Origin of the sequence: Metabacillus hrfriensis, assembly GCF_030127205.1 — a bacterium.
Classification (GTDB): Bacteria; Bacillota; Bacilli; order Bacillales; family Bacillaceae; genus Bacillus_P; species Bacillus_P dongyingensis.
On record NZ_CP126116.1, the window covers coordinates 1436571 to 1462680 of the forward strand.

Here is a 26110-nt window from a genome sequence, read left to right on the forward strand (position 1 = left end):
AGTTATTTCATTGAGGAATTCTGCAATCTTATCTCCTAATTGAATATATAGCTATAGCTTGTCATAACTTGATATAAAACTAATTGGAGAGTGGTTTTATGCGTTATGATACACACATTATCACTTCAGTTACAGCGGGAGCGGGCATCTCACTAATACTGAGTGTTCCTTTTACTTTCGGTTATGTTACCGGCATAATAATCGGCAGTATACTTCCTGATATTGATGAGCCGAATTCATATATTAGTAGGCGATCATTCAGTATTTATAAAGTGATAAACAGTAAATATGGTCACCAAGGTATTACACATTCTCTGTTTATTTGGCTAATATTTTCCATATTTTCTCTTTCCATTTTCCATAACTTTTTTGGCTTGGGTTTATCACTTGGGTATTTATTTCATATATTGGGTGATTTGTTCTCTGTTTCGGGAGTTCCGTTATTAATGCCATTTGGTGCTAAGAAAATTCAATTACCTAAGTATCTAACATACAAAACTTCTTCCGATAGTGAAACAAGTATATTTTTCTTTTCTTTCATTATATTAGTCACAATCCTAGCCATAGTAGTTGATTCTCAATTTGTAACCTCATTGCACTCTTTCAAAACTGAATTAATAAAATTAACTTCTAGATTTTCTTAATTTAATATTAATATTTAAAATCTATAACAGTATAGTAAGCATCCTCAAAATATACCTCAACAGAGAAATCTACTCATATAAACGTTCTACTAATCTATTTAAATTTATCCATTTCAACGAATCCATAAAGTGAAACTTCATTCAGTGGGGGTTTCCGACGCAGAGGACGTGCTAGTGCCGGCGTTGCGACAGGACGTCGCGTTTTTAGCCGGCCTACCTCCCCCACTGAATGTTAGTTGAACAGAATCAGGGATTTACGGGCTGCTTATCCCCCACCTTCACATGTTGGTTATCCTTATTTTTATTGACAAAACTAGGACGGTCAACTTCTAAGCCTTGTTTGCTGCCAGCGATATATATTCAAAGATTAAAAAATGGGTAAAAAAATAAATGAAAATGAATTTACATAGGGTAGAGGGGTATGGTATATTATTTTCGAGGAGGGAAGTTAATGGAAAATGAAATGGAGAAAATGGATCTTCCTATTGAGGATGACAGCTGTAATACTTCTTCCCGAAAAAGTCATCACTCAGATGCAGTAAAAAAAAATTTAGTAACCCGTTTAAATCGTGTCGAAGGGCAAATCAGGGGTATTAAAGGTCTTATAGAAAAAGATACTTATTGTGATGATGTTATTACACAAATAGCAGCGACTCAAGCAGCTCTTAACAGTGTTGGGAAAATTCTGCTTGAAGGCCATTTAAAGGGCTGTGTAGTTGACCGGATCAATGAGGGCGATATGGATGTTCTCGATGAGTTTGTCGTAACGATACAAAAACTAATGAAAAAATAAAAGGAGAAGTGACAAATGGAAACCGTAAAATTGAATGTAAGCGGAATGTCTTGCGGACACTGTGTGAAATCTGTAGAAGGCAGTGTAGGGAAACTTGAAGGCGTTAATGAAGTAAAAGTACATTTAGAAGATGGAAAAGTGGATGTTGCTTTTAACCCGGAAAAAGTTTCTTTAGATAAAATTAAAGAAACAATTGATGACCAAGGCTATGATGTTGAATAAAAAAATGAGAGTGCTTTTTAAGCACTCCTTTTTCTCAATTAAATATACCCCCACTAGGTATAAAGGGGGAGGTTCACTTGAATAAAAGAGCAGATGTATCATTTGTTCCATGAAAATATACCCCACTATAGTATGTGGTGATAGGAGTGTAAGTTTATGAGCGATAAAAAAGAAACAACACTTCAAATAGCTGGCATGACATGTGCTGCTTGTGCGGTGAGAATAGAAAAAGGTCTCAAAAAAATAGATGGAGTAGAGGATGCGAGCGTGAATTTCGCATTAGAAAAATCAAAAGTAACATTTGATCCATCCAGATCAAATGTAAATCAGCTTAAAGAAAAAGTGGAATCTTTAGGTTACAAAGTAGTAACTGAAAAAGCAGAATTTGATATAGGCGGAATGACATGTGCAGCGTGTGCTAATAAAATTGAAAAACGTTTAAATAAGTTGAATGGAGTACAAAATGCAACGGTAAACTTCGCCTTGGAATCTGCGTCAGCAGAATATAATCCTAACGAAGTATCGGCTGCTGATATGAAGGAAGCCATCAAAAAACTGGGCTATTCATTAGAACAAAAGAAAGAAACTAATGGCGAAAAGGTTGATCATAGACAGAAAGAAATTGAGAAACAAACAGGTAAATTCATTTTCTCTTCTATTTTGTCTATCCCTTTACTTTGGGCAATGGTCAGTCATTTTGAATTTACATCGTTTATTTGGCTGCCAGAAATGTTTATGAATCCATGGGTACAGCTTGCGCTTGCTACTCCAGTTCAATTTTTTGTCGGCGGTCAATTTTATGCAGGTGCATATAAAGCATTGAGAAATAAAAGTGCAAACATGGATGTTTTGGTTGCGCTTGGCACATCTGCAGCTTATTTCTACAGTATCTACCTGAGCATTCAAACAATAGGTTCTGATGCCCACATGGCGGAATTATATTTTGAAACAAGTGCTGTATTAATCACCCTTATTATATTAGGTAAACTGTTTGAGGCAAAAGCAAAAGGACGTTCATCTGAAGCCATTAAGAAGCTTATGGGCATGCAGGCCAAAACGGCCACGGTGTTTAGAGGCGGCCAAGAATTGAATGTGCCAATTGAAGAGGTAATCGCTGGTGATATCGTATACGTGAAACCAGGTGAAAAGGTACCTGTTGATGGTGAGATTTTTGAAGGAAGATCTGCTCTTGATGAATCAATGATTACAGGTGAAAGTATTCCTGTTGATAAAACAGCTGGAGATTTAGTAATAGGATCAACCATTAACAAAAACGGGTTTATAAAGGTAAAGGCAACAAAGGTTGGGAAGGATACTGCCTTAGCGCAGATCATCAAAGTAGTTGAAGAAGCACAAGGATCAAAAGCTCCTATTCAGCGTCTAGCCGACGTGATCTCCGGAATTTTTGTCCCAATTGTAGTTGGGATAGCCATTGTGACATTTTTAGTTTGGTACTTTGTTGTAAGCCCTGGAGAGTTTGCAGCAGCTCTTGAAAAGTTAATCGCCGTATTGGTTATCGCATGTCCATGTGCACTGGGTCTAGCTACGCCTACTTCCATTATGGCCGGGTCGGGCCGAGCTGCAGAATATGGAATTTTGTTTAAAGGCGGGGAGCACCTTGAAACGACACATCGATTGGATACAGTGATCCTTGATAAAACGGGAACTGTAACAAATGGAAAACCAACACTTACAGATGTTATTCTTTCAGATGAATTTGAAGAAGATGAATTTTTAAAGGTGGTCGGTTCTGCAGAAAGAAATTCTGAACATCCGCTGGCTGAAGCAATAGTTGAGGGCATTAAAGAAAAAGGGATTGAACTTGGAAGCACTGAACATTTTGAAGCAGTTCCTGGTTTTGGAATCGAATCTAAAGTTGAAGGTAAATCCGTGCTTATTGGAACGCGCCGGCTTATGGAGAAAAATAACATTGATGTTGGGAACATATTACCTAAGATGGAAAACTTAGAAAAGCAAGGTAAGACCGCAATGCTGGTCGCAATTGATCATCAATTTGCAGGAGTGATTGCTGTCGCAGATACAATTAAAGAAACCTCTCAAAAAGCGATTGAAAGGTTAAAAAAGATGGGTCTTGAGGTTGTTATGATTACAGGTGATAACAAGCGGACAGCTCAAGCAATTGCAAAAGAAGTCGGAATTGAACATGTTATAGCAGAAGTTTTGCCGGAAGGAAAGGCAGAAGAAGTTAAAAAACTGCAAAAAGCCGGGAAGAAAGTGGCGATGGTCGGTGACGGTATTAACGATGCACCAGCGTTAGCTACTGCAGATATAGGCATGGCAATCGGTACTGGCACTGATGTAGCAATGGAGGCTGCTGATATCACCTTAATCAGAGGAGACTTAAATAGTATTGCCGATGCAATCTATATGAGTAAAATGACGATTCGGAATATCAAGCAAAATCTGTTTTGGGCATTTGCTTACAATGCGTTAGGCGTTCCAATTGCCGCACTGGGCTTTCTGGCACCATGGCTTGCAGGGGTAGCAATGGCATTTAGTTCAGTTTCCGTTGTTTTAAACGCACTCAGATTACAAAGGATTAAGTTAAAAGGATAATTTATTCTAATAAAGAGAGGAGTGTTTTTATGAAACAGAAAAAGATAGTTGCCTGGGCGATTTCAGCTATTGTTTATCTCGGGTTGGTAATTGGCGGATATACCGTTTATGCAAGCATGAATCAAAATAACGATCACACTGAAAACCATTCGGCAGCATCACATAGTAACGAGAAAAAAGAAACTGGTACTGAGGAAGAGCATAACGATGAACATACTAGTCAAAAAAGTGAAGGTGCGGATTCAGGGCATTCAGATCATGCAGCTCGTGCAGAAAGAGAAGTGGCCGCAAACGTAAAATATGAGGAAGGCTTAATTACCATTGATTTAAAGGATAAAGATCAAAATTCACCTGAATTAGAAATTTCACATGAAAAAATGATGCATTTAATTATTGTAAGTGCTGACTTAGAAGATTATTACCATTTACATCCTGAGGAAAAAGGAAATGGCACCTATACTCTGAAATTCGACCTGCCTGAAAACTCATATAAAGCGTTTGTTGATATTAAACCAAAAAACCTTGCCTATCAGGTTAGTCCGATAGAGCTGCATGTGGGGAATGGTCATGGTGAACATGAGGATAATACACTGAAGGCTGATACAAACTTAACAAAAACAATCAATGAAAAGACAGTTGAATTAACAACTGCAGAGCTAGTATCAAACAAAGATGTTACGTTAAATTTTGATACAAAAGGGATTACTCCAGAGCCCTATCTGGGGGCTTTAGGCCATGTTGTTATTTTGGATGATAAGGGTGAGAAATTTGTACATGTGCACCCTGCGTCAGAAGAAAAGACAGTATTTAAAACAAAGTTCGATAAACCTGGGCTCTACAAAGTGTGGGGAGAATTTAAATTTGACGGTAAAGTCAATATCTATCCATTTGTTATAGAGGTCAAATAAATAGGAGGAACAAAGGGGAATTTTTATGAACTTAGATGGGTTTAGCAAACATCTATTAATTTGCAGCGGGAAAACATGCACGAAAAATGGAGCTGAAGAAGTAACAGAGACCATTAGGGGAGAATTGAAAAACTCAGAGCTCCAAAAGGAGATTCACACAACAAAAACATTATGCAACGGCCAATGCAAGCATGGTCCAATCGCTGTTCTATACCCACAAGGAATCTGGTATAAAGAAATGAATAAAACAAAAAGTGAAGAACTTATCCGTCAATTAAAAGAAAATAACAATGATCATATCGGCTCTGAACTTTATTGCCATGATGGGAAAACATTTAAGAACCATGAAAGCAGCGAACGGTAACATCTTAACTCTATATCAAAATAGGCGTTCTGTATAACAGGACGCTTTTCTGCTGCAATAAGTGTCCAGCAACAATTGCAATAAAGTCAAAGATGGGACATAAACTCAGGAATAGATTTGATTAAAGTCAGTCATCTTAACACTAAGGAGATGATGTAAATTATGCCAAGGAATGACCAAAATAGTGAAGTAACTCCCCATTTTGATGGTGAAAAAGAAAACGTCATAAATGATTCAACAGCCACGCAAGGGAAGCAAATGGGAATAGTTATCAACGCTGACGAAGAATTCAATCAAGATCAAAATCCATATCATTTTTCTAACATAAAGACTAATGAAAAGATGGAAGATTTTGAGAAAATTATGCGTGGGAATAAAATCAACAATAAAATCAAGAAGTAAGTTGGATAAAAAGGGGTACTTTATTAACTATTGCGAGTGGGGTACCGTATTAACTAACTCATATTTATATGAAAAAGACTCGTCAAATGGGACGAGTCTTTTGTGTTTATTCTTTTTCAGCTGCCATGTCAAAACCACTGGCATTTTAAATTTGATTAAAATAAGTATAGATATTATGTGGGAACAATTGGTATCATTACTTAAAGAAGAATTAGATAATAAGGGAGAACGGCTTGATGTGGAAAAAGCTAATAAAGATGCTGCAAGAAAATAAAGATAAGATTTATTACAGCATCATACTGATTTTCTTTGTTCTGGCGGTTGTATACGGAGTAAAAGGATATTTTCATCATCAATCTATTCACGCAGTTAAAGATGGCAATGACCTTATAGGCAGAATTTTTTCACCGTTTATATTAGCCGTTCTGAGATTCGTCTTAGTTGTGCTTTTAGGAATTTTCATTGCTATGATTGTCATTGCAGCCCCTCTAAAGAGAATTAAAGTGATGCAATTTGAAGTGGAGTTTGCGGAAATAGCTAAACAGCAAGAAAAGCAATTAAACCAATTTCATTTTATATCGTCTGTTCTGAAGTTAAATACATACTTTATAGGAAGAGTGTCTTCCTATTCTCCGGTCCCATATGAAAGGACCATTCAAGAAATCTTAGCAAAATACGAAGAATTCTTTCAAAATGAACTTTTAATCAATATTCAAGCGCAAGTATGGGAATATCAAGCGGGTACTTCACCATTCTCGAATCCATATTACACAAATGTAATGGATAGGCTGGTTCTTGAAACATCGTCTGACAAACAAGTTTTTATAAAGAATAAAGTATCTGTTGACACCAATATTTTAATGGCAGTCAGAGAAGAGTTTGGGAAAAAGGTTATTGTCCTCATAGAGAGTAAAGAGCACACATTTACAGATTATGATAAAGAAGTAGTTACCAGTATTTTTGAATATGGAAAAAATATTTGTCATACAACCCTTCTGATCCCATAACTGCTTGAGTGTTTACATAGATATTGATTTGGATATACAATAGAATAAAGGGAGTGAATTAAATGGAAAATAAAAATTCACATATGCGTATTTACCATTCCGAAGATGAAGAATATGAAAATTGGAGAAAACGTCAGGATTCTGAATTTTCTATAAAAGAAACATATAAATCACACTTTTTAGAAACAATCAAAAACAGTAAAATTTCTGATGTTCAAATAAACAAAGTCAATGTCTCTAAAAACGACCCAGTATTGAAAAACCTTCAAGCTTTTCTAAGTGCCGGCAGCGCAAAATAAAAGGAAACCGGGACTGCCGGTTTCCTTTTTTGTGGTTAATGAATGGTATATAACAATCACAGCCTTCTTAACAGGCTTGGAACAGGAATGAGTTTTAAAATCACGTCTTTCATTGTTGGATAGGCGATTTTTTTTATGTTGGGACCATGATGACGTTCTTTTTCCGTCCTAATCTCTTCTAACAAAGCTTTTTTCCACTCTTCTTTATTCATAAGTGTTCAACCACCTTATTATTTATCCATCAGTTAATGTATTCACTGCTTCTATTATTCATTCTTATTTCAAACGTTGCTCAGTCATTACATGACACAAAAAAAAGAGCCTTCTTTGGCTCCATAGTGTTTAAAATTATTTCCAAATAAACTGCTTTAAATACGATAAAAGTTGAATTTTATCTACAAAGTGAGAGATAATGCCATACGTTTATTCATTGAAAAACGCAGTGAAATTCGTAAATGAATTCCCCTGCGTTTTAACTTTTTCTTAAAATTAGCATTTTAGGATAAAATCTTCAGATGTTTTTCTGCTATTAATGATTACCAGGTTTCATCAAGGTGCTGTGCATAATAAGAAATCCCTCGTTTAAAGTATTGGAGGTTTTCATCATTCGTTGTTTCCATCAAATTCATCAAGACTATTTCCATTGCTTCTTTATAATTGCCGGTATTATACAAAGCCAATGAATAAAAGATTTGCAGGCCGCGATGTTCAGGAAACTGAGTCACACCGCGATGGAGTGTTTCAACCGCTTCAGCATAGTGTCCCAAAAGACGATAAGTACTGCCAAGACCGAGTAAACATCTTTGTAGATCTGGTCCTGAAAGGCCTTGCTCAATCGCTTTAACATAATAAGGGATTGCATCTTTCCCAAAGCCGGAATTATCATAAGCAATCCCAATCTGATAATTAATTTCTGCGTTGTCGGGATAATCTTCGGACATTTTTAAAAGGAGCGTACGTGCTTCATTCAAAAGAGTCATATCTTGTTTTGCACGCCCGTCTTCACGTAATGCAATAGCTTTGTTCAGTAGTAAACGTAAATTTGCATTTTCAGAAGAGTTCTTAAATTTTCCATTCATTTTTTTATCTCACCTACTGTTTTAGTACTGGCAAGCTGCATTAATTCTATTAATACTGCCAGGGAGTATTCATTTCAATTCTGTGCACTAACTTAGAGTTTATTTGTATAATAATGTTTATTGTTTAAACGGTCAATGAATAAACAGAATTTTTAAACATTAAATCAGACTTGTTTATAGCCTCACGTATTGTCGCATTATTCTACGGGGGATATGGTTGGAAGACTATTATGCTCTTCAGCTTATCTTTGCTGCTGCAGAGTTTGCAGCATACCTGACGGATAACCGTAATTTATCTAATTATCAACAAACGGGGCGTTAATCCAAAAAGGGTTAACGCTCCTTCTTGTTGAATTGTATTACTTTAAAGGGCAGGATTAGGGAAGAAGGAAAAGTTTAGGTACCATTAAAAATCAAGAGAGTTATAGATAGATCGGCTTCCGAAGAAAAGGGAGATATTGCTGGATGAAGAAATTGACATGTAAGGAGGAATAGCACGCAAAACAGATGAAAAAGTCTAGAAATACAATTAGTAATGTGTCGATTTTACTGGATCAAACGTTGACTTATTAAAGGTAAAATAAAAGCTGTTAATAACAGCAAAATGTAAGCCAAATCACTAAAATAAAGGAGATGTCAAAATGATATATCTATGTTTAGGTTACTTCAATCCAGAAAAAATGGACGCCCGTCCTAAGGAGGAGATTAAGACTGTCATGAGCGAATGTCAGCCCCACCTCAAGGAATTCTACAAGAGCGGTCAAGTGATAATGGATGCCGGGCTTGACATAGAGACCAAGTGCTTGCGCCGGGAGCACGGGAAGGTAATGGTTACGGACGGTCCTTTTGTAGAAACCAAAGAGTTGATTGGCAGTGCGTTCCTCATTGAAGCACAGGACATGAAGGATGCAATTCGGATAGCCTCACTACATCCTGCCGCACAAGTTGCTGAAGGTGAGCAGTTTGGATGGCGCATTGAGATCCGTCCTGTTCATTACTTCGAGAAGAGAGAAGAGACGGTCTAATTTTTTACCTCAAGATTCCGCTAGAGGGAACTTCTAGTTCATACTCCGAGGAAGAGAGGAATACTACATAAGGAAATCAATCAAATAGTTTAACGATTCACGTAAACAAATTTACAGGAAAAAAATAAGTATTAGCTGAATAAATTAGTGTTTGTCTTTTAAACGATTCTGAAACAGAAAGGAGAAATGAAATTGAGCGAGCAATTATCGGAGGTAAATATAAAAAAGAGAGCGAAATTCGGACTGACCATTCAAGTTCGTTTAGTCTCAAACTTAAAGAAATCTCAGGAATACTATCGTGATGTTCTCGGATGTAAGGTAGATAACTGGGGACACGCAGAACGAGACGGAATGATTTTTATTCTTCAACAGGCAGTCTCCCGAGATGATGTGCGGCCGAATGCCTCCTCAAAAAAGCGTTCAGATTATCCAACAAAATGGGAAGGTCCTGACTGCGGATGGGATACATTTATACACGTTAGTTGGGATGACTTGGACACCCTTGTCGAAGAAGTACGTGAAAAAGGCGGAAATATAACAGTTGAGCCATTTACTGATGTACACGGCAATTCGGAGTTTAAAAATGTATATATACAGGACCCTGATGGATATAACATCGTGTTGGGTGCGATGCGTGAAATTCAGCAATGACCCACCCGCCATGCCCCCCCGGTCCCAATTTTCAATCCCAGGCCGATAGCTTTTGGTGGCTTTTATCTTAAACTAATGAGGACCATAATGAAATAAAAGCCCTTATAAGGGCTTTTCCACGTTTTATTAGGGAAATTAATTATATACTAAAAGCCACCCAAAGGCGGCTGATGAAAGTGTATAAAAAGGTAAGGGGATTCTGCTTGTGGATTCTTATAAGTTATGCAGGAGTCAGCACTATTGTGCTTTTATTATAAAAGAAGATCAGGTATCAGCCCCTGATCTTGTAAGACAGATAAGTTATTATTACCTTTTAATTTGCTTTAGCAGTATCCGCCGCCGTTGCCTCCGCCGTAACTGCCGCCAACAAAAGCAGCACCAACGATGATTAAAAGAATAAATAGTACTACTATTAAAGCAAAACCATTATTATAGTTTCCTCCATAACTCTCACCCATAAAGTATTCCCTCCTTTTTAGAACTAAAATACTTTATGATGCAGCGGGGACTTTAGCTTAGACTAATAAGCACATTTTGCAATTTCACTCTAATTTTTAATGTGTGTATAGCTTCCCAAGGAATTTATCCATTTTTATTTCCAGTTAATTCTAGGTGCTAAAGTAAGACCCATATAGGCTATTAGTGGTTGAAATTGATTAGATGAAAAATAGGTAAGAAGAATTCCGCCGCTTTCAGATGGATATGGAAAATGCATTGCTCACAAGGCGGCATCACCTTATGCTCCAGAATTATTAAAGCCCCGCTTAGCGGGGCCTTAATATACTAAGTAGTTTTAGGATTTTCTTTTATCCACCAATCAATATGATCCAGATTAAAAATAAGAATATTGTTGATGGGGCTAAGATGGGGGATAACTTTCCTTAGCAGCAAATTAGTGACTTCCTCCTCAGTCATTGGATAGTCGACTGAATGTAAATACTCAATTAATCTCTGGGTTCCATAAACTTTTCTCAAATAATCACCTCCCACCAAGGTTTCTTTATTCATAATAATGAGCAAAGAAAGCTTAGCGGCAGATACTAGATGAAAATAAGCTTAATTTTATATACCCTATCTTCAAAAAAAGTAACATTCTGTAAATATGGCAGATCATCTAGAATAATACAAAACCTTAAAGCGTGAAAAGTGACTGAATAAAATAAATTCCGCCATTAAGCAGTTTTAGTTTTACTTTTATCTTAAAATCTAAATGGAGGGGGTATTTAGAATGTTTAAAATCCACAAAGAATCAAATGAAGTAATCATTGTCATTCACGAAATTTATGGAATTAACAAACATATGACGGATTTTTGTGAAGTTTTATCCGAACAAAATTTTGATGTTATCTGTCCAAATTTATTAGAACATGAATTACCTTTTGACTATTTTCAAGAGGAAGAAGCCTACCTTAATTTTATGAATAATGTTGGTTTCACAAATGGATTCAATAAAATAAAAGATATCTTATTTGATATTAAAGATGAGTACTCAAAAATATTTATTATTGGATTTAGTGCAGGGGCCACTATTTCTTGGTTATGCAGTGAGCTGGAGTATGTGGATGGTATTGTCGGGTACTATGGTTCACGTATTAGAGACTATGTAAATATATCTCCAAAATGTCCAACCTTGCTGTTTTTTCCCCAAGCAGAAAAATCATTTAATGTTCATGAATTCATTTCAAGTTTAGATAAACAGGGTATATATGTACATTTATGCAGGGGCGAACATGGATTCAGCGATCCTTACTCACATAAATACAATGAAGAATCTGATCAATATACATTTAGAGAACTATTGAAATTTTTAAGAAATAACTGAGTCTTTACTCTGCAAAGAGCGCATTTACATGAATCTCGCTATAAAGATAAGTTATCAATGATATTAAATAGTGGCGATGTTCCAAAAACTCCACTTGCCTGCCCTGAGGAAAATTTTTCTTTTTTTAGATAACAAATAAAGGGGAATAGGGCTAGTAGGAGGGGACTAAAATGGATTTGTTAAAAATGGCATTAGACTTATTAGTTGGTCTTCTTGCTCTAATTTTCATCATGCGTTTTCTCGGGAGAAAAGAACTGGCTCAAGCAACCCCGCTTGATATTATCTACGTGCTGATTTTAGGCGGGATCGTTGAAGAAACAGCACTTGACCCCAAAAAAGGATTATCGTATTTAATTACAGGGTTACTTGTTTGTTCATCAGCAATATGGCTTTTTGAAAAAGCAGCACAGAGAATAAAACTTATTCGGAAAATATCAGAAGGAAAGCCTGAAGTAATCATTGAAGATGGATCAATTAACTGGCACATTGCAAAACGGGCACATTTAGATCAGGATGAAATTTTAATGTTGTTAAGAATGCAAAATGTCTGGTCGGTTGAAGAAGTAAAGCTTGGAATACTTGAAACTAATGGAACTATTTCAGCTAAAAAAAATAAGTGATTATTATTTATCTGGCATTCTTATATCCAAAGAGAATCACTTAAAATTTGGCTGTATAATGATGTAACGGCATTAGTGAATTGTTGTCTGCTATCCAACTGTATTTTGCTAAATTCCATTAGTTAAACTTTATATGAAGAGAATTGTGGAGCCTGCTCCAAAAGGCAGGTTCCCTTATTTTAATATTACTATAAACTTTACATAGCCTCTTAAAAGTTCAGGAAGAAAAGGATAAAAGCTCATTACTTCTTGTATAATATGGATGAATTATCATTAGGGGATAAAAGATAGGAGAATAAGTCATGCAGCTAGAAAAATTTATTGATCGAAGAAAAACACATTCTGTTAAATGGTACATAGAGGATCAAGATATTATTCCATTATGCATTGCAGATATGGATTTTCAAGTTTCAGAAGAAATCGTAAATGCGATAAGTCAAAAAGCAGCGCATGGAATATATGGTTACAGCACATTTTGTGAACGTTATTATGATGCTGTTCAATATTGGTGGAAAACACAGTACAGCTGGGAGTTAAAACGCGACTGGATTTCTTTTAGCCCTGGAATTATTCCTGGAATCAATTTATTATTAAAAGCGTTAACACAGACAGGTGATGCGGTGATCGTGCAAGATCCTGTCTATTATCCTTTCTTTTCTACAATTGAAACACAAGGATGTACCATTTTATATAATTCTCTTGTGTCTTCGAATGGATACTATGAAATGGATTTTGAAGACTTCGAAGAAAAAGCATCACATCCCAATACGAAAATATTCATTTTGTGCAGCCCTCATAATCCAGTAGGAAGAGTTTGGACTCGTGAGGAATTGCGTAAAATTGGAGAAATTTGTGAAAAACATGGTGTTTTTGTTATTTCGGATGAAATGCATGGAGATTTAACTTACGCAGGTTATAAGCATATACCATTTGCAACCGTTCACCCAAACCATTTAAAGTTTTCTATTACATGTGCTGCACCAAGTAAAACTTTTAATATCGCGGGCATGCAAAGCTCTATTTTTATTATTGCGAATAGAGATGTGAAAGAAAAATATGAAGCCCTATTAACAGGATACGGTTTAATGCGTCCAAATGCTTTCGCCGTTGAAGGAACGATTGCTGCCTATTATAAGGGATTGCCATGGCTTCAAAAAGTAAGGGGTTATTTAGAAGAGAACCTTCAGTATGTATGTGCTTATTTAAATGAACATATTCCTGCTATTAAAGTGCTGAAACCTGAAGCGACTCATTTGATTTGGCTGGATTGCCGTGATCTTGGGATTCCGCATGAAGAGCTGCATACATTCTTTTTAGAAAATGCAAGAGTTCGGCTTGATGAAGGAATGAAATTCGGTAAAGGCGGGTATGGGTTTGAACGTATAAATATTGCATGTCCCCGTGAGGTCTTAACGGAAGCTTTACTTAGAATGAAAGCTGCTGTAAAAGGAAAAGAAGAAACCTTCTAATTTAGCTGGAATAAAAAATTTAAACACGATTAGGAGAACAGATTATGATTATCGAAGCCATCGCAGATTCACTTGAAGATGCAAAAACCGCACAAACTGCTGGTGCCGATCGGATAGAATTAGTCACTGGTTTGTTGGAAGGAGGGCTTACGCCAAGCTATGGCTTAATTAAAAGTGTCTGCAGCGAATTAACGATTCCAGTGAATGTGATGATTCGCCCGCATAGCCGCAGCTTTTGTTATACAGAAGAAGACTTGAATATTATGTTAGAAGATATTGAGATTTGCCGCAATTTAGGTGCTGCTGGAGTTGTGTTTGGTGTTCTAACGCAAGAGAAGAAAATAGATGAAGATAAGTTAAGTAAATTAATTCAAGCCTCAAAAGGGTTAGATATTACCTTCCACCGGGCGTTTGACGAGGTTGATCATCTGTTCACGGCTTTAGAAGTTCTTCAAAAATATCCTGAGATATCTAGAATCCTCACATCAGGCAGCAAGCAAAAAGCTACAGAAGCGGTCGAAGAGCTGGGACAGCTGGCTGACCTTTCGGCAGGGACTGGACTTTCCATTATGGCAGGATCAGGATTAACACCTCAAAACTTGCAGGCATTCTTAAAAAAGGTAAACGTGAGTGAGGTACACTTTGGTTCAGGAATCCGTTTTGAATCAAGCTATAACAACCCTATCGATCCCAATAAAATAAAAACAATCAGGAAAATCGTTTCATAAAGAGAGTCATGTAAAGTTTTTCAGAAATAGTTTAAGGTTCTTCCCTTGAGGTAGAATTCGCTTTTACGTCAGATATATTAGGCCCCAAAATATTCAGCCATCAGTCAAAAGGCTGCAGGTATTTATTAAATCCTGCAGCCTTTTGTCTATGAAATTTTTTTCAATGGGATCATTGTTTCAGATTGCTTTGGCTGTTTTTTTCGATAAACGAATTTAGATAAGCTCACACTGATTTCATATAAAACGAATAACGGTACAATAACAAGTATGTCTGAAATAAGATCAGGGGGGGTTATGAAAATAGCGATCAGTGTAAGTAAAAAGTAAGAAATCTTTCTTGCTTTAGAGAGCAGCATCGGATTAATGACGCCAATTGAGGTAAGAAACATAGCTATTAAAGGGATTTCAAATAGCAATCCAAACGGGAGTGTCAGATTGATCATAAATTTAAAGTACTTTTCTGCAGTAAACATGGTTTCAAAATGTCCTTCTGATAAAGAGATTAAAAAATTAAGGACAAGCGGATAGACGATAAAATAACCGAATGATAGACCTGCAGCAAATAAAGTAAACAACCCTGGAATGTAGGCTAACGCTGTTTTCCATTCCTTATCGGTTAATGCCGGTTTTACAAACAGCCACGTTTGATAAGCTGCAATAGGAATAGTCAGTGCAATGGCAATGACCCCTGCAATCGTAAAATAGACCCACAGAATTTCACTTGGCCCTAAGACAGCTAAGTCATGACCGAGATCCCGAACCAGCCATTCGTATATTTCCTGTACATATAGGAATGAACCAAATAAAAAAACGGCAAAAGCGACTAAAACATAGATTAACCGTTTCCTTAATTCCCCAAGGTGATTGACAAAAGATAACTCTTTATTGTTCATATTAGCTTCTCCCTTTTTAAAATAAGAGGAAGATGCAAACATGGTGTTTACATCTTCGGCACTTTTACTTAGAGCTGCTTTTCTCTTCTTTTTCTTCTGACATGATATCCTTTGCTGAGTTCTTAAATTCTCTTAATGTATTTCCAAATGCACGGCCGATTTCCGGCAGCTTCGAAGGTCCAAATACGATAAGCGCGATAATCAGAATGAGGATTAGTCCAGGGACGCCTATATTTTGCAGCATGATCATTCCTCCATCTTTCTCAAATTTTATAAGAATTAACTGTTCGTCTGTTCAGTATTTAAAGGCAGTGGATCTATACTTTGATCATTCGCAGTTAAATCAATTCCATAGTCCTTAGCGAAAACCATATGAGTTTCAACAAGTCCGCCTTCTTTGTTCTCATCTAAATTGAATACCCGTGCTCCGCGAAGTCTATTTCTTTGTGCACCTGAAAGGCCGTATGTGCCAAAGCCTGTGTTTCCGGCATATCCAAGGAGAATTCCATAGTAATTTCCGCAGTAAGTGTTTATATGATCATGTCCGCAGAAAACTCCTTTAACGTCTCCGCGCTCAAGCATAGCTGAAAATAAACCGCCGTTTACCGGTCCAGGACATTCATCTTCATTTCGTTCACCTGTGATTTGATGCCTTGCCATTGCAAGCTCATGGCTTGCTTGTGTTCTTACGTCTACGCCTCCATGCCACATAAAACGATGCTCCCATAAAGGGATATGAATGAATGCGAGTGAAGGCACTTTATAACCGTATTGCTTCTCAAGTTTCTTAGATTTCTCATAATACCAGTTCACCTGATTAAAACGGAGCCAGTCCCAAGTAGGGTAACCTTTAAAATCTTGTCCGGCGATTTGTGATGGGGCATATCTGCCGCTGTCAAGAAGCCATAGATTGAATGCAGCCTTATTGCCTTTTGAATGTCTAATGAGGAGGTTCATGTTGCCTGTACCAGTAAGGCCATTTTCACCTGGCTCGTTCATATTATATTTGTACTTCATATAAAATTGCAGCATCGCTTTCTCGTCCATTCCGCTCTTGGAAGTGGAGTCTTCATCATGGTTTCCAAACGTAACCGCCCATTTAATCCCTCTTTTTTCCATAGGCTGAGCAACATTATTAAGAGCTTGCTTCATCTCGAGTTCTGTATCACAGCCTCCAGCAATATTGTCGCCGTTCAGTACAACAAAATCCGGTTTTTCAGAGTCAAGCACCTTCTCCATAAGCTCAAGTGTTCTCCGGTCAATACGTTCATCATCCTGAGTATCATTAAATTGAACGACTTTAAATTTTCCATCTGAGTTGAAGTGAAGCTTAGCGTCCGGTTTTTTTTCTGCATGTACAGTGTTCGTCAATAAGTTTCCCGGCAGGCCAGTTGTTGCCAGTGTTAACGCGAGTGTACTCATTCCGCCTATTTTTATAAAACTCCTTCTGTCTAATCCCTTTTGCTGATCTTGATTACTCATAAAAAAACCTCCAATTTTTTAATTGATTGATTAGCATAACAATTGAAAAGAGCAATAGTAATGGAGAATCATTTATGTAATGCTGCAAGCATTCACTACGTAAATGGAGAGGGCGCCACGATCCCCGTTAGCTACCTATTCATCATAAGATATAAATGTTGATAGATTATTAAACAAAACAGCAATGTAAGTAAATAAAACAAAACAAAAAACAAAAAAACAAAAATTAATTGCTTGTTTCGCATAAAAAAGAAGGTTTTTAGAATTTTTTATGAGGTAAAAGCCTGATGAATCGCAAGATTAGGCTTTTGATTTCGTTTTCATTTTTGTTTAATTTTACAAAAGTTAATATTTTTACAGTCTATTATTTATATTCCTTTTTTATAATGGGTTAATCCAAAACAAAACAAAACAAAATGGGGGAAGGAAATGAAAATGAATGATAGATATAAAGCGATAATAAGAGAACTGGAAATGAAAAATAAAATTGGCGTAGCAGATATAGCTATAAAATTAAACGTGACGCCTGAAACAATCAGAAAAGACTTGAGCGCACTCGAAGAGAAAAAGAAATTGCGCAGAATTCATGGTGGAGCCATCCAATATTTTGGTGTGATTATAGAGCCTCATTTTAATAAGAAAGTCGGGATCTTTCATCCTCAGAAAAAAATGATTGGAGAAGCTGCGGCGACATTTATTATGGATGGGGATTTAGTCGCTCTTGATGTCGGCACAACAACTTTTCAAATTGCAAGTGCTATTAAAGACGTCAAAAATGTAACAATCGTGACCAATTCTCTGGCAGCAGCTGAACTATTAAATAGCCGGATCGAAAACAGGTTATTTGATGGAAAAGTCATTGTCCTCGGAGGTATTTCCAATCCTCTGCAGCGTTCTATAAGCGGGTCCATAACAAATAAGTTATTGGAACAATTTTATTTTGACAAAGCCTTTATTTCATGCGGGGGAATAAACAAGGAAGGAATTTGTGATTTCAATGTAGAAGAAGCAACGGCTTCTTCCATTATGATGAAGAGATCAAAACAAATAATTGTTGCAGCTGATTCTTCTAAATTGAATCAGAGGGCTCTTTTCCATATAGGGCCGTTCTCTGCTATTGACTATTTGATTACTGATCAAAAAATGCCGGCTGATTGGTCTAAAGATCCAGTCTTTGGTCAAGTAGATTGGATAACTGTAGGTGACGCCAATGAGAGTTGATTATCACGTTCATCTTGAAGAAGGACCTTATACATCTAATTGGCTGAAAAAAACCTATCAAAACCTTCTATTGGGACAGCATTCGCCAGAAGAAAAATCCTCGAAACAATGGGCTGCCAAGTCCGTGCAAAAGTTATCTGAAAGAATGATAAAAGGAGCTTATGATCCAATTTGGCTTGATTTATATCTTGAAAATGCGAAAAGAAAAGGAATCAAAGAAGTCGGGATTGTGGATCATTTATATCGTTTTACAGATTGCCGAGAGTATTTTGAAAAGAACATGCTGCTTGATGAAAGCCCGATTGGCCGCCTGCAAAAGCAGTGGTTAAATCTGGTCATGACCGAAAGCATGGATCATTTTGCGGAATCCATTTCAAGAAATAAAGAAAAATGGGCCAAACAAGGTGTGCAGTTAAAGGTAGGAATAGAAGCAGACTACTTTGAAGGTGATGAAGAGGATTTATCTGCATTGCTTTGCAGGCATGATTGGGATTTTATTAATGGCTCTGTTCATTTTATCAATGGATGGGGGTTTGATAATCCTAAAACGATCCATGAGTTTGAAAATTATGATGTCCATGTATTATATGAAACCTTCTTTAGAATCGTGGAAAAGGCAATCAGAAGCGGCTTATTTGACTATATTTCGCACCTGGATAATATTAAAGTCTTTGGCTACCGACCGCATACTGATCTTTTGATGCCCATGTACAAAAGGATCGTAAAAGCTTTAAAAGAAATGGATGCAGCTACAGAGGTTAACGCAGGTTTATTTTACCGATTCCCGGTAAAAGAAATGTGTCCAAGTGAACCATTTCTTCATTTATTAATCGAAAATGAGATTCCATTGCTTCTTTCTTCTGATGCCCATTTTCCAGAGGATATAGGTGCTTTTCTAGATGAAAACATGGATATGCTGATTAATAAAGGGGTAAAGGAAATCGCTACTTTTGATAAGAGGAAACGGATTATGAAGCCTCTTTCGATAGAGGGATCTTCATTGAATATCCTGCGTTAGAACAAAAAGCAGAAAAAACACCTGAAATCATAATTTATTGGGTTCCCTTTTGTGAGGGAAATCTCAATATCACACTAGAATTAACGCAGATTCGCACATTAAATTGCACCGCTTTTGCGGTTTTTTTTTTTGCACAAAAAAATCAGTCGTTATTTGAACTGAATGTACTGCATTTTTAAAAGTTACTCCATTAAAGTTCCTTTTAATGGATTAGTGCTTCAATTAACAAATGTCCATATATCAATTTAATATGGCTTTTTTCTCATAGATTGTTGTTTCTGTTGTGAATTCGCTTTGCAAGATCGGTTTTGGCGCACTAACTTCGAGATTTGTTTATGATAAGCCACCGATAGCTGAATAACTCTTTTACCCAGACCGAGCTGTAGATCTATCAAAGGTCAGTGCAAGTGCTCTGGAGAGTTTTTCAGCCGCATAGCCGGAGCTTTTGTTATTCTGATGAAGACTTGAATATTATGTTAGAAGATATTGAAATCTGCCGGAAATTAGGTGCAGCTGGAGTTGTATTTGGTGTTCTTACTAACGAGAAGGAAATTCATGAGGAAATGCTTACTAAATTAATTCGCGCATCAAAGGGGTTAGATACCTTTCACCGCGCTTTTGACGAGGCCAATCATCTGGCAACAGCTTTAGGAGTGATTCAGAAGTACCCTGAGATAACTAGAGTACTCACATCTGGCAGCAAAGATAAAGCTACAGAAGCAATAGAAGAGCTAAGTCAGCTAGCAGATCTATCAGCCGGAACGGGTCTTTCAATTATGGCAGGATCAGGGTTAACCCCTCAAAACTTACCTGCATTCTTAGAAAAAGTGAACGTGAGAGAAGTTCACTTTGTTTCGGGAATCCGTTATTAATCGAATTATAGTAACCCTATCGATCCCATTCAAATAAAAGCGATCAGAAAAATCGTTACATGATACTTACAAATAAAAAGCTGCAGGCATTTAAAAGTGTCTGCAGCTTTTTTTTCGTTTCTGATAGTTTTGGTATATCGGAACATCTGAAATAGAATCATGGGTAATATTTACAATACTTAAATAGTAACAAAACTCCAATCATTATCGAATAAGGTATTTTCAACGACAAATCTTTGATTCATAAATTTTCATCAGGTCTCATTAATAAATCCTAGCATAAACTTTATTAACGCTTAATAATGGCAGGTGTTTTCCATGCATGAGATGTCGCTCATGTCAGAAATTCTAAAGATTGTTTCCCAAGATGCTGTTTTACATGGGTTCTGCAAAGTGACGCAAATAGAAGTCATAGTCGGAGATTTATCGAATGTGCTTCCAGACGCTCTTGAGCTTGCGTTTTTTCATCTGAGGAAAGATACTGTCAGCTTTCCTATTAATGAAAAGACCGAATTACATATTATACGGGAACCTGCGCTGTCAAAATGTCAGAACTGTCATCTTGAGTTTGAACCAGACTATCAATTAGCACGATGCCCAAGGTGCGGCATTCCAGATTGTCTGCTCATTTCTGGGGAAGCGTTCAGGGTTGATTCTTATGAAGGGAGTGAGGAGAATGAAAATTAAGATTGAAGAAGATGTGTTGAAAGATCATCATAAAGCAGCTGAATTTAATAGGGTACTCTTTGAAACAAGCAAAACGCTTGTAATAAACATAATGAGCTCCCCTGGTGCCGGTAAAACGACTTTACTAGAAGAAACGGTTAAAGCATTAAAAGATGACTATTCTATTGCAGTGATTGAAGGCGATTTAGCCACAGACCGGGATGCAGAGCGCTTGCGGTTACTTGGAATCAAAACGGTTCAAATCAATACTGTGGGCGGGTGTCATCTTGATGCAAGAATGATTGCTAAAAAACTCCCGCAATTTGAGCGGCTCGATCAGTTTGACCTTCTGTTTATTGAAAATATCGGCAACCTCGTTTGCCCATCAGGCTATGATTTAGGACAGCATTATAAGGTAGTTGTCCTGAGTGTGCCAGAAGGCAATGATAAAATCCCAAAGTATCCAGTGATGTTCAGGAGGACAGATCTCACTATCATTAATAAAGTGGACCTCTTGCCATATGTATCTTTCAATCTTGAAGAAGCAAGACGCGATTTAGAAGCAATCAATCCCCAGGCGCAGTTTAAAGCGGTTTCCGCAAAGTCTGGAGAAGGTATGGTTGACTGGATAAATTGGATAAAGGACGCTCATTTCCAATGCATCAAACAATAAAGATCATTGTTAAGGGGAGGGTACAAGGGGTCGGCTTCCGCCCCTTCATCTATTCACTATCTAAAAAGTACCAGCTTACAGGAACCGTCCAAAACAACGTTGATCATGTCATCATTATTTTTCAAGGAGAAGAAATTTCATTAATAAAAGCGGTAGACGATTTAAAAATGTCTCCGCCTCCCATATCAAGAGTGAAAGAGATCTCGATTCATCAAGTTCCCCATTCTGACTATAAAAAATTTACGATAGCTGCAAGTCAAATAAACAGCCATTCTTCTCTTCCATGGATAGCAGCGGATGCGGGTATTTGCAGACAGTGTTTAGAAGAAATGAAAGAGCCGTCTAATCGCCGGTTTCAGTATCCATTTATAAATTGTACTCAATGTGGGCCACGATATACGATTATTAAGGACTTGCCCTATGATCGTCCCAAAACTACGATGAGAACATTTAAAATGTGCGAGGAATGCCGGAAAGAATACGAAAATCCGTTAAATCGGCGTCATCATGCACAGCCGATTTGCTGTTCAGAGTGTGGACCTGCGCTTATTTTGCAAAATCAGCAGACGGATACTCTGGCTGAAAACCAACTCGCAGTCAGTCAAACAATCGATCTTTTAAAAGGCGGATCGATCATTGGTATAAAAGGAATCGGAGGCTACCATTTAGCATGTGATGCTTATCAGGAGGGGGCCATTAATCAAATTAGGCTTAGGAAAAAACGGCCGCAGCGTCCGCTTGCCATCATGGTAAAGTCTATCGAGGCAGCAAGAGAGCTGTGTCATATCTCAAGCCGAGAAGCAGAATTGCTTACAGATACCGCAATGCCAATTGTTGTTCTGCGGAAGAAGAAAACGTGCTTATTACCCGAAAATCTTTCACCTGGTTTATCTACTTTAGGAATCATGCTGCCTTACACACCAATACATCATCTGCTGTTTGAAAAAAACAGGCTGGAATGTCTTGTCATGACAAGTGCTAATCCATCAGGCCTTCCCATCATATACAGAGGCAGTTCTATAAATTGTTTACAAGAACTTTGTGATTATGTTTTAACCCATAATAGAGAAATCTATCTTCCAATCGATGATTCTGTTGTTCAAAGTGATGGTGAAAAGCCGATGTATTTACGGCGTGCCAGAGGATTTGTTCCTGATCCCATTAAAACGAATTCGAAAGTTGATGGAATCATTGCCCTCGGCGGAAATCAAAAAAATACGTTTGCTCTCGGAAAGCAAGATCATATTTTATTGAGCCCCCATATAGGCGATTTAGATAATGAAGAAATGATTCACTTCTTTGAAACACAGCTTGATCATTTTAAAGATTGGCTTGGCATGAATGAGACATATATAGCTGTTGATAAACACCCTCATTATGCAGCTCATCGAATGGCTGACAAACTAAAAGGCCAATTTGTACCTGTCCAGCATCATCATGCCCATCATGTGTCCTGTATGGAAGATAACGGACTTGTGGAGCCATGCTTTGGCCTGATTTTGGACGGAACAGGTTACGGAGAAGATGGTCATATTTGGGGTTTCGAGTGCTTGTATGGAAATGCTGATTCATTCGAACGTCTGGCTCATTTGCACTATACCCCGTTGCCTGGAGGAGAAAAAGCTGTTAAAGATCCATGGAGAAATGCTGCAGGAATGTTGCTTTATTACTGGCCGGAAGAAGGCAAAGAATTAGCAGTGAATCTATTCCCGGGCAAGTCACACGAAATTGCCATCATCGAACAGATGATTAAAAAACAAATCAATACTCCAATGGCAGGAACGTGCGGCCGAATTTTTGATGCAGTGAGTGCCATCCTTGGCATCTGTCTAACATCCACATATGAAGGTGAAGCAGCCATTAAATTATCGGATTATATGAATGAACCTCAAATAGAAAAGAAGGACGAATCGTATCCTTTTCATCTTAAGACAAACAAGGACATCCTGCTTCAGCTTGATTTATCTCCCATGATTAAAAAAATCATTAAAGACCGGCAAAATGCTGTCCCGCTTGAAAAAATCATCCAAATCTTTCATCAAACGATTGTTAAAAGCTGTGTCCAAATGGTTCTCACACTTGCAAAAAAGAGACCGGAATTAAATAGAAGTGTGGTTCTCTCGGGAGGTTCATTTCAAAATAGGTTTCTAGTTAAAGAGATAGCCAGTGGTCTTCAAAAGGAAAGCTTTCATGTTTATTCCCATCGTAAAATTCCATGCCACGATGGCGGTTTAGCTTTAGGACAATTGATAATCGCTTCAGCGGCTGAAAGAAATCAAAGGCGGTGAATTCATATGTGCATAGGAGTACCTGCAAAAGTCATCCAAATAATAGATGAGTCAGCACTGGTAGATGTTATGGGGTCTAGAATGCATGTCGGAATCTTATTTGTTCCAGAGGTCAAGGAAGATGATTATGTTCTGCTGCATGCAGGGCAGGCAATGACAATTGTTGATGAGGAATATGCCAAAGAAAGTATTGAGGAATGGAGGAATGTATTAGATGGAAACCATGGACATCTTTTCTGATCCAATCTTGACTCGTCATTCGCTTGAAGCTGTTAAAGAGTTAGCAGGGAAGTTTAAAGAAGAAACAGGAAGAATGCCGGTCTTTATGGAAGTATGCGGATCACATACGATGGCATTCGCCAAGACAGGCATCAAAACCGGATTAAAAGACTGTGTAAAGCTGATTGCCGGCCCAGGCTGTCCGGTATGTGTGACGGATCAAAAATCGATCGATGCCATGATTCAGCTATCTGAAGGAAATGGGAGAATTCTATGTACCTTTGGTGATATGATGCGCGTGCCGGGGTCTAAATTCACCCTGATGAAAGCCAAAACAGAAGGCAAGGATATCAGGGTTGTATACTCTCCGCTTGATAGTGTGAAAATTGCGGAAGAAAATCCCGATAAAGAAGTCATCTTTTTAGGAATAGGTTTTGAAACGACGATTCCGATTCTCGCTCTGGCCATTCGCGAGGCAGAGCTGAAAAAGCTGAAGAATTACTCCATGTGGATGACAACTAAGCTAGTAGAACCTGTATTGAGAGCGCTCCTTGATTCTGGTGATGTGAAATTGGACGGGTTTCTTTTGCCTGGGCATGTTTCCGTCGTTTTAGGAAAGCAGAACTACAGTTATTTATCCGAAGAGTATAATATTTCAGGCGTGATTACTGGATTTGAACCTGTTCAATTACTCAGCGGCATCTATAAATTGCTGCAGCTTTTGCTGGAGAAAAAGACTGATATCCTGAATGATTACACCTATTTGGTAAAAGATCATGGCAATCCTGCAGCTCAGCGTTTAATGGAGAAGTATTTTGAACCCTTTGATGAAATATGGCGGGGGATGAGCGCGATACCAAAAAGCGGATTAGTGCTTAAAGAAAAATATGCCCAATTTGATGCGAAAAAGAAATTTACGGTTTCAACAGGGGAACCAAGAAAAACAAAATGCCGCTGCGGTGAAATCATTCGGGGATTAATCACACCGGAAGAGTGCGTGCTTTTTGGGAAAAGCTGCTCCCCATCCAATCCAATTGGACCTTGCATGGTATCTGCAGAAGGAACCTGCGCTGCTCATTACCAATACATGAGGGAGGAATAGACATGGTTCAGCGAATCAGTTTGGCTCACGGAGAAGGCGGGGAACTGACTCATCACCTCATACAAGATGTATTTATTCAATCATTCGGCCATTCAGAGCAAACACAGCTTGATTCTGCTGTTCTTGCCTTTCCCTCGCAAACAATCGCAGTCACAACGGATAGCTTCGTAGTAAATCCCCTATTTTTTCCCGGAGGAAACATAGGGAGGTTAGCCGTAACAGGAACAGTGAACGACTTAGCTGTTTCAGGGGCAATACCTCTTTTTATGACAGCGGGTTTTATTATTGAAGAAGGCTTTCCTCTCAATGACTTAAAAGAGATTGTAAAGAGTATGGCAGCAGAAGCTCTAAAAGCCGGAGTGAAAATTGTTGCAGGCGATACAAAAGTAGTTGAAAAGGGAAGTGCAGATGGTTTATTCATAAATACAGCTGGAATCGGGGAGATACGGGATCATCGGCTAAAATCTAAAGAAATCCGTGAGGGAGATTGTGTGATCATCAATGGAACCATTGGGGATCACGGGATCGCTATACTCAGTGCACGCCAAGAACTTGGGTTGTTGACAGACGTGAAAAGTGATTGTACCTCGTTAAACCAGCTTATTCATGAACTCATGAAGGAAATCGACGGCATTCGGATCATGCGGGATCCTACCCGCGGCGGATTGGCGACAACTCTAGTAGAACTGTGTGAAGACTTTCACTTTACTGTTGAGTTAGATGAAATCGCAGTTCCGATTCGTAAAGATGTTAGAGGTGCATGTGATATTTTGGGCTTTGATCCTCTTTATCTGGCAAATGAGGGAAAAGTCGTGATAATAGTTGATGAAAATCAGAAGCAAAAAGTACTGAGAATTTTAAAGAACCATGAATATGGTCAAAATGCATGTGTGATTGGCCAGGTCACATCCTGTCAGAATCAAGGCGGTAAACTACTCCTGAAAACCCCTATAGGCACAACAAGACGCCTGCATCGGCTCGCGGGCATGATTTTACCTAGAATATGTTAGGGAAGCTGAATCATATGCATTAGAGAGGATGAAAATGTGCCTTAAGGAGAGAACAT

30 protein-coding genes and 1 pseudogene are annotated in these 26110 nt (G+C 37.8%); 24 read left to right on the top strand and 7 right to left on the bottom strand.

Going from position 1 to position 26110, the window contains the following annotated elements; genetic code table 11:
* The first annotated feature begins 98 nt into the window (after positions 1-98).
* The 9 genes from QLQ22_RS07110 (at position 99) to QLQ22_RS07150 (ending at position 7216) form a co-directional block, all read left to right on the top strand.
* The gene (locus tag QLQ22_RS07110) at positions 99-644 is read left to right on the top strand and encodes a metal-dependent hydrolase (protein WP_284016319.1); all 546 of its coding nucleotides are present in this window, start codon (positions 99-101) and stop codon (positions 642-644) included.
* A 451-nt stretch (positions 645-1095) separates the two neighbouring features.
* Positions 1096-1437, top strand: a complete 342-nt coding sequence (locus QLQ22_RS07115; protein WP_284016320.1) for a metal-sensitive transcriptional regulator — start codon at positions 1096-1098, stop codon at positions 1435-1437.
* A 15-nt stretch (positions 1438-1452) separates the two neighbouring features.
* Positions 1453-1659 (top strand): copper chaperone CopZ, encoded by a 207-nt coding sequence (copZ, locus tag QLQ22_RS07120; protein WP_223440715.1) that lies wholly within the window; start codon positions 1453-1455, stop codon positions 1657-1659.
* A 156-nt stretch (positions 1660-1815) separates the two neighbouring features.
* Positions 1816-4236 (top strand): heavy metal translocating P-type ATPase, encoded by a 2421-nt coding sequence (locus tag QLQ22_RS07125; RefSeq protein WP_284016321.1) that lies wholly within the window; start codon positions 1816-1818, stop codon positions 4234-4236.
* Positions 4237-4265: 29 nt separating this feature from the next.
* Positions 4266-5144, top strand: coding sequence for a DUF8832 domain-containing protein (locus QLQ22_RS07130; RefSeq protein ID WP_284016322.1), 879 nt, complete (start codon positions 4266-4268; stop codon positions 5142-5144).
* Between the two features lie 25 nt (positions 5145-5169).
* Entirely contained in the window at positions 5170-5508 is a 339-nt protein-coding gene (locus tag QLQ22_RS07135; protein WP_284016323.1) for a (2Fe-2S) ferredoxin domain-containing protein, read from the top strand.
* Between the two features lie 162 nt (positions 5509-5670).
* A complete protein-coding gene (locus tag QLQ22_RS07140) occupies positions 5671-5910 on the top strand; it encodes a hypothetical protein (protein WP_223440719.1) in 240 nt (79 codons plus the stop codon).
* 236 nt (positions 5911-6146) lie between these two features.
* Positions 6147-6917, top strand: a complete 771-nt coding sequence (locus tag QLQ22_RS07145) for a hypothetical protein (protein WP_284016324.1) — start codon at positions 6147-6149, stop codon at positions 6915-6917.
* Positions 6918-6979: 62 nt separating this feature from the next.
* Entirely contained in the window at positions 6980-7216 is a 237-nt protein-coding gene (locus QLQ22_RS07150; protein ID WP_223440723.1) for a hypothetical protein, read from the top strand.
* A 56-nt stretch (positions 7217-7272) separates the two neighbouring features.
* Here the strand turns inward: QLQ22_RS07150 and QLQ22_RS07155 are convergent, their stop codons facing one another.
* On the bottom strand, positions 7273-7428 hold the full coding sequence (locus tag QLQ22_RS07155; RefSeq protein WP_223440725.1) for a hypothetical protein: 156 nt from the start codon (positions 7426-7428) through the stop codon (positions 7273-7275).
* A gap of 324 nt (positions 7429-7752) precedes the next feature.
* Positions 7753-8295, bottom strand: coding sequence for a tetratricopeptide repeat protein (locus QLQ22_RS07160; RefSeq protein ID WP_284016325.1), 543 nt, complete (start codon positions 8293-8295; stop codon positions 7753-7755).
* A 641-nt stretch (positions 8296-8936) separates the two neighbouring features.
* On the opposite strand from QLQ22_RS07160, the gene QLQ22_RS07165 reads away from it, so the two are divergent.
* Both QLQ22_RS07165 and QLQ22_RS07170 read left to right on the top strand, forming a co-directional pair.
* The gene (locus QLQ22_RS07165; protein WP_223440729.1) at positions 8937-9320 is read left to right on the top strand and encodes a YciI family protein; all 384 of its coding nucleotides are present in this window, start codon (positions 8937-8939) and stop codon (positions 9318-9320) included.
* A 192-nt stretch (positions 9321-9512) separates the two neighbouring features.
* On the top strand, positions 9513-9971 hold the full coding sequence (locus tag QLQ22_RS07170; protein ID WP_284016326.1) for a VOC family protein: 459 nt from the start codon (positions 9513-9515) through the stop codon (positions 9969-9971).
* A 359-nt stretch (positions 9972-10330) separates the two neighbouring features.
* On the opposite strand, the pseudogene QLQ22_RS07175 reads toward QLQ22_RS07170, so the two are convergent.
* Together QLQ22_RS07175 and QLQ22_RS07180 are read right to left on the bottom strand one after the other, a co-directional pair.
* A pseudogene (locus QLQ22_RS07175) lies at positions 10331-10429 on the bottom strand (YjcZ family sporulation protein); the annotation flags it as partial.
* A gap of 325 nt (positions 10430-10754) precedes the next feature.
* Complete coding sequence (locus tag QLQ22_RS07180) at positions 10755-10946, bottom strand: hypothetical protein (protein ID WP_284016327.1); 192 nt, start codon at positions 10944-10946, stop codon at positions 10755-10757.
* A gap of 253 nt (positions 10947-11199) precedes the next feature.
* Here QLQ22_RS07180 and QLQ22_RS07185 point away from each other — a divergent pair, with 253 nt between their 5' ends.
* The 4 genes from QLQ22_RS07185 (at position 11200) to QLQ22_RS07200 (ending at position 14610) form a co-directional block, all read left to right on the top strand.
* Positions 11200-11793: a dienelactone hydrolase family protein gene (locus QLQ22_RS07185; RefSeq protein WP_284016328.1), complete on the top strand. Its 594-nt coding sequence runs from the start codon at positions 11200-11202 to the stop codon at positions 11791-11793.
* A 170-nt stretch (positions 11794-11963) separates the two neighbouring features.
* Positions 11964-12413, top strand: a complete 450-nt coding sequence (locus QLQ22_RS07190) for a DUF421 domain-containing protein (protein WP_284016329.1) — start codon at positions 11964-11966, stop codon at positions 12411-12413.
* 302 nt (positions 12414-12715) lie between these two features.
* The gene (locus QLQ22_RS07195) at positions 12716-13882 is read left to right on the top strand and encodes a MalY/PatB family protein (RefSeq protein ID WP_284016330.1); all 1167 of its coding nucleotides are present in this window, start codon (positions 12716-12718) and stop codon (positions 13880-13882) included.
* Between the two features lie 44 nt (positions 13883-13926).
* A complete protein-coding gene (locus QLQ22_RS07200) occupies positions 13927-14610 on the top strand; it encodes a copper homeostasis protein CutC (RefSeq protein ID WP_284016331.1) in 684 nt (227 codons plus the stop codon).
* Between the two features lie 146 nt (positions 14611-14756).
* Here the strand turns inward: QLQ22_RS07200 and tatC are convergent, their stop codons facing one another.
* The 3 genes from tatC to QLQ22_RS07215 form a co-directional block, all read right to left on the bottom strand.
* Positions 14757-15503, bottom strand: a complete 747-nt coding sequence (gene tatC, locus QLQ22_RS07205) for a twin-arginine translocase subunit TatC (protein ID WP_223440737.1) — start codon at positions 15501-15503, stop codon at positions 14757-14759.
* Between the two features lie 64 nt (positions 15504-15567).
* Positions 15568-15747 (bottom strand): twin-arginine translocase TatA/TatE family subunit, encoded by a 180-nt coding sequence (gene tatA / locus QLQ22_RS07210; RefSeq protein WP_223440739.1) that lies wholly within the window; start codon positions 15745-15747, stop codon positions 15568-15570.
* Positions 15748-15782: 35 nt separating this feature from the next.
* Positions 15783-16985 carry a metallophosphoesterase family protein gene (locus QLQ22_RS07215; protein WP_284016332.1) on the bottom strand — a complete coding sequence of 401 codons (1203 nt, stop codon included), beginning with the start codon at positions 16983-16985 and terminating at the stop codon, positions 15783-15785.
* 429 nt (positions 16986-17414) lie between these two features.
* Here QLQ22_RS07215 and QLQ22_RS07220 point away from each other — a divergent pair, with 429 nt between their 5' ends.
* The 9 genes from QLQ22_RS07220 to hypE all read left to right on the top strand — a co-directional run bounded on the left by QLQ22_RS07220 (position 17415) and on the right by hypE (position 26054).
* Positions 17415-18206 carry a DeoR/GlpR family DNA-binding transcription regulator gene (locus QLQ22_RS07220; RefSeq protein WP_223440741.1) on the top strand — a complete coding sequence of 264 codons (792 nt, stop codon included), beginning with the start codon at positions 17415-17417 and terminating at the stop codon, positions 18204-18206.
* The gene (locus QLQ22_RS07225) at positions 18196-19224 is read left to right on the top strand and encodes a histidinol phosphate phosphatase domain-containing protein (RefSeq protein ID WP_284016333.1); all 1029 of its coding nucleotides are present in this window, start codon (positions 18196-18198) and stop codon (positions 19222-19224) included. The genes QLQ22_RS07220 and QLQ22_RS07225 overlap by 11 nt, the downstream gene beginning before the upstream one ends.
* Positions 19225-19631: 407 nt before the next feature.
* Positions 19632-20096 (top strand): copper homeostasis protein CutC, encoded by a 465-nt coding sequence (locus QLQ22_RS07230; protein ID WP_223440743.1) that lies wholly within the window; start codon positions 19632-19634, stop codon positions 20094-20096.
* Between the two features lie 336 nt (positions 20097-20432).
* A complete protein-coding gene (locus tag QLQ22_RS07235; protein ID WP_240549818.1) occupies positions 20433-20783 on the top strand; it encodes a hydrogenase maturation nickel metallochaperone HypA/HybF in 351 nt (116 codons plus the stop codon).
* A complete protein-coding gene (gene hypB, locus QLQ22_RS07240) occupies positions 20773-21435 on the top strand; it encodes a hydrogenase nickel incorporation protein HypB (protein WP_223440746.1) in 663 nt (220 codons plus the stop codon). Before QLQ22_RS07235 ends, hypB begins: the two co-directional genes overlap by 11 nt.
* On the top strand, positions 21420-23723 hold the full coding sequence (hypF, locus tag QLQ22_RS07245; RefSeq protein WP_284016334.1) for a carbamoyltransferase HypF: 2304 nt from the start codon (positions 21420-21422) through the stop codon (positions 23721-23723). The genes hypB and hypF overlap by 16 nt, the downstream gene beginning before the upstream one ends.
* A gap of 6 nt (positions 23724-23729) precedes the next feature.
* Positions 23730-23963: a HypC/HybG/HupF family hydrogenase formation chaperone gene (locus QLQ22_RS07250; protein ID WP_223440748.1), complete on the top strand. Its 234-nt coding sequence runs from the start codon at positions 23730-23732 to the stop codon at positions 23961-23963.
* Positions 23938-25044, top strand: coding sequence for a hydrogenase formation protein HypD (gene hypD, locus QLQ22_RS07255; RefSeq protein WP_223440749.1), 1107 nt, complete (start codon positions 23938-23940; stop codon positions 25042-25044). The genes QLQ22_RS07250 and hypD overlap by 26 nt, the downstream gene beginning before the upstream one ends.
* Before the next feature lie 2 nt (positions 25045-25046).
* Positions 25047-26054 (top strand): hydrogenase expression/formation protein HypE, encoded by a 1008-nt coding sequence (hypE, locus tag QLQ22_RS07260; protein ID WP_223440750.1) that lies wholly within the window; start codon positions 25047-25049, stop codon positions 26052-26054.
* Positions 26055-26110 lie beyond the last annotated feature (56 nt).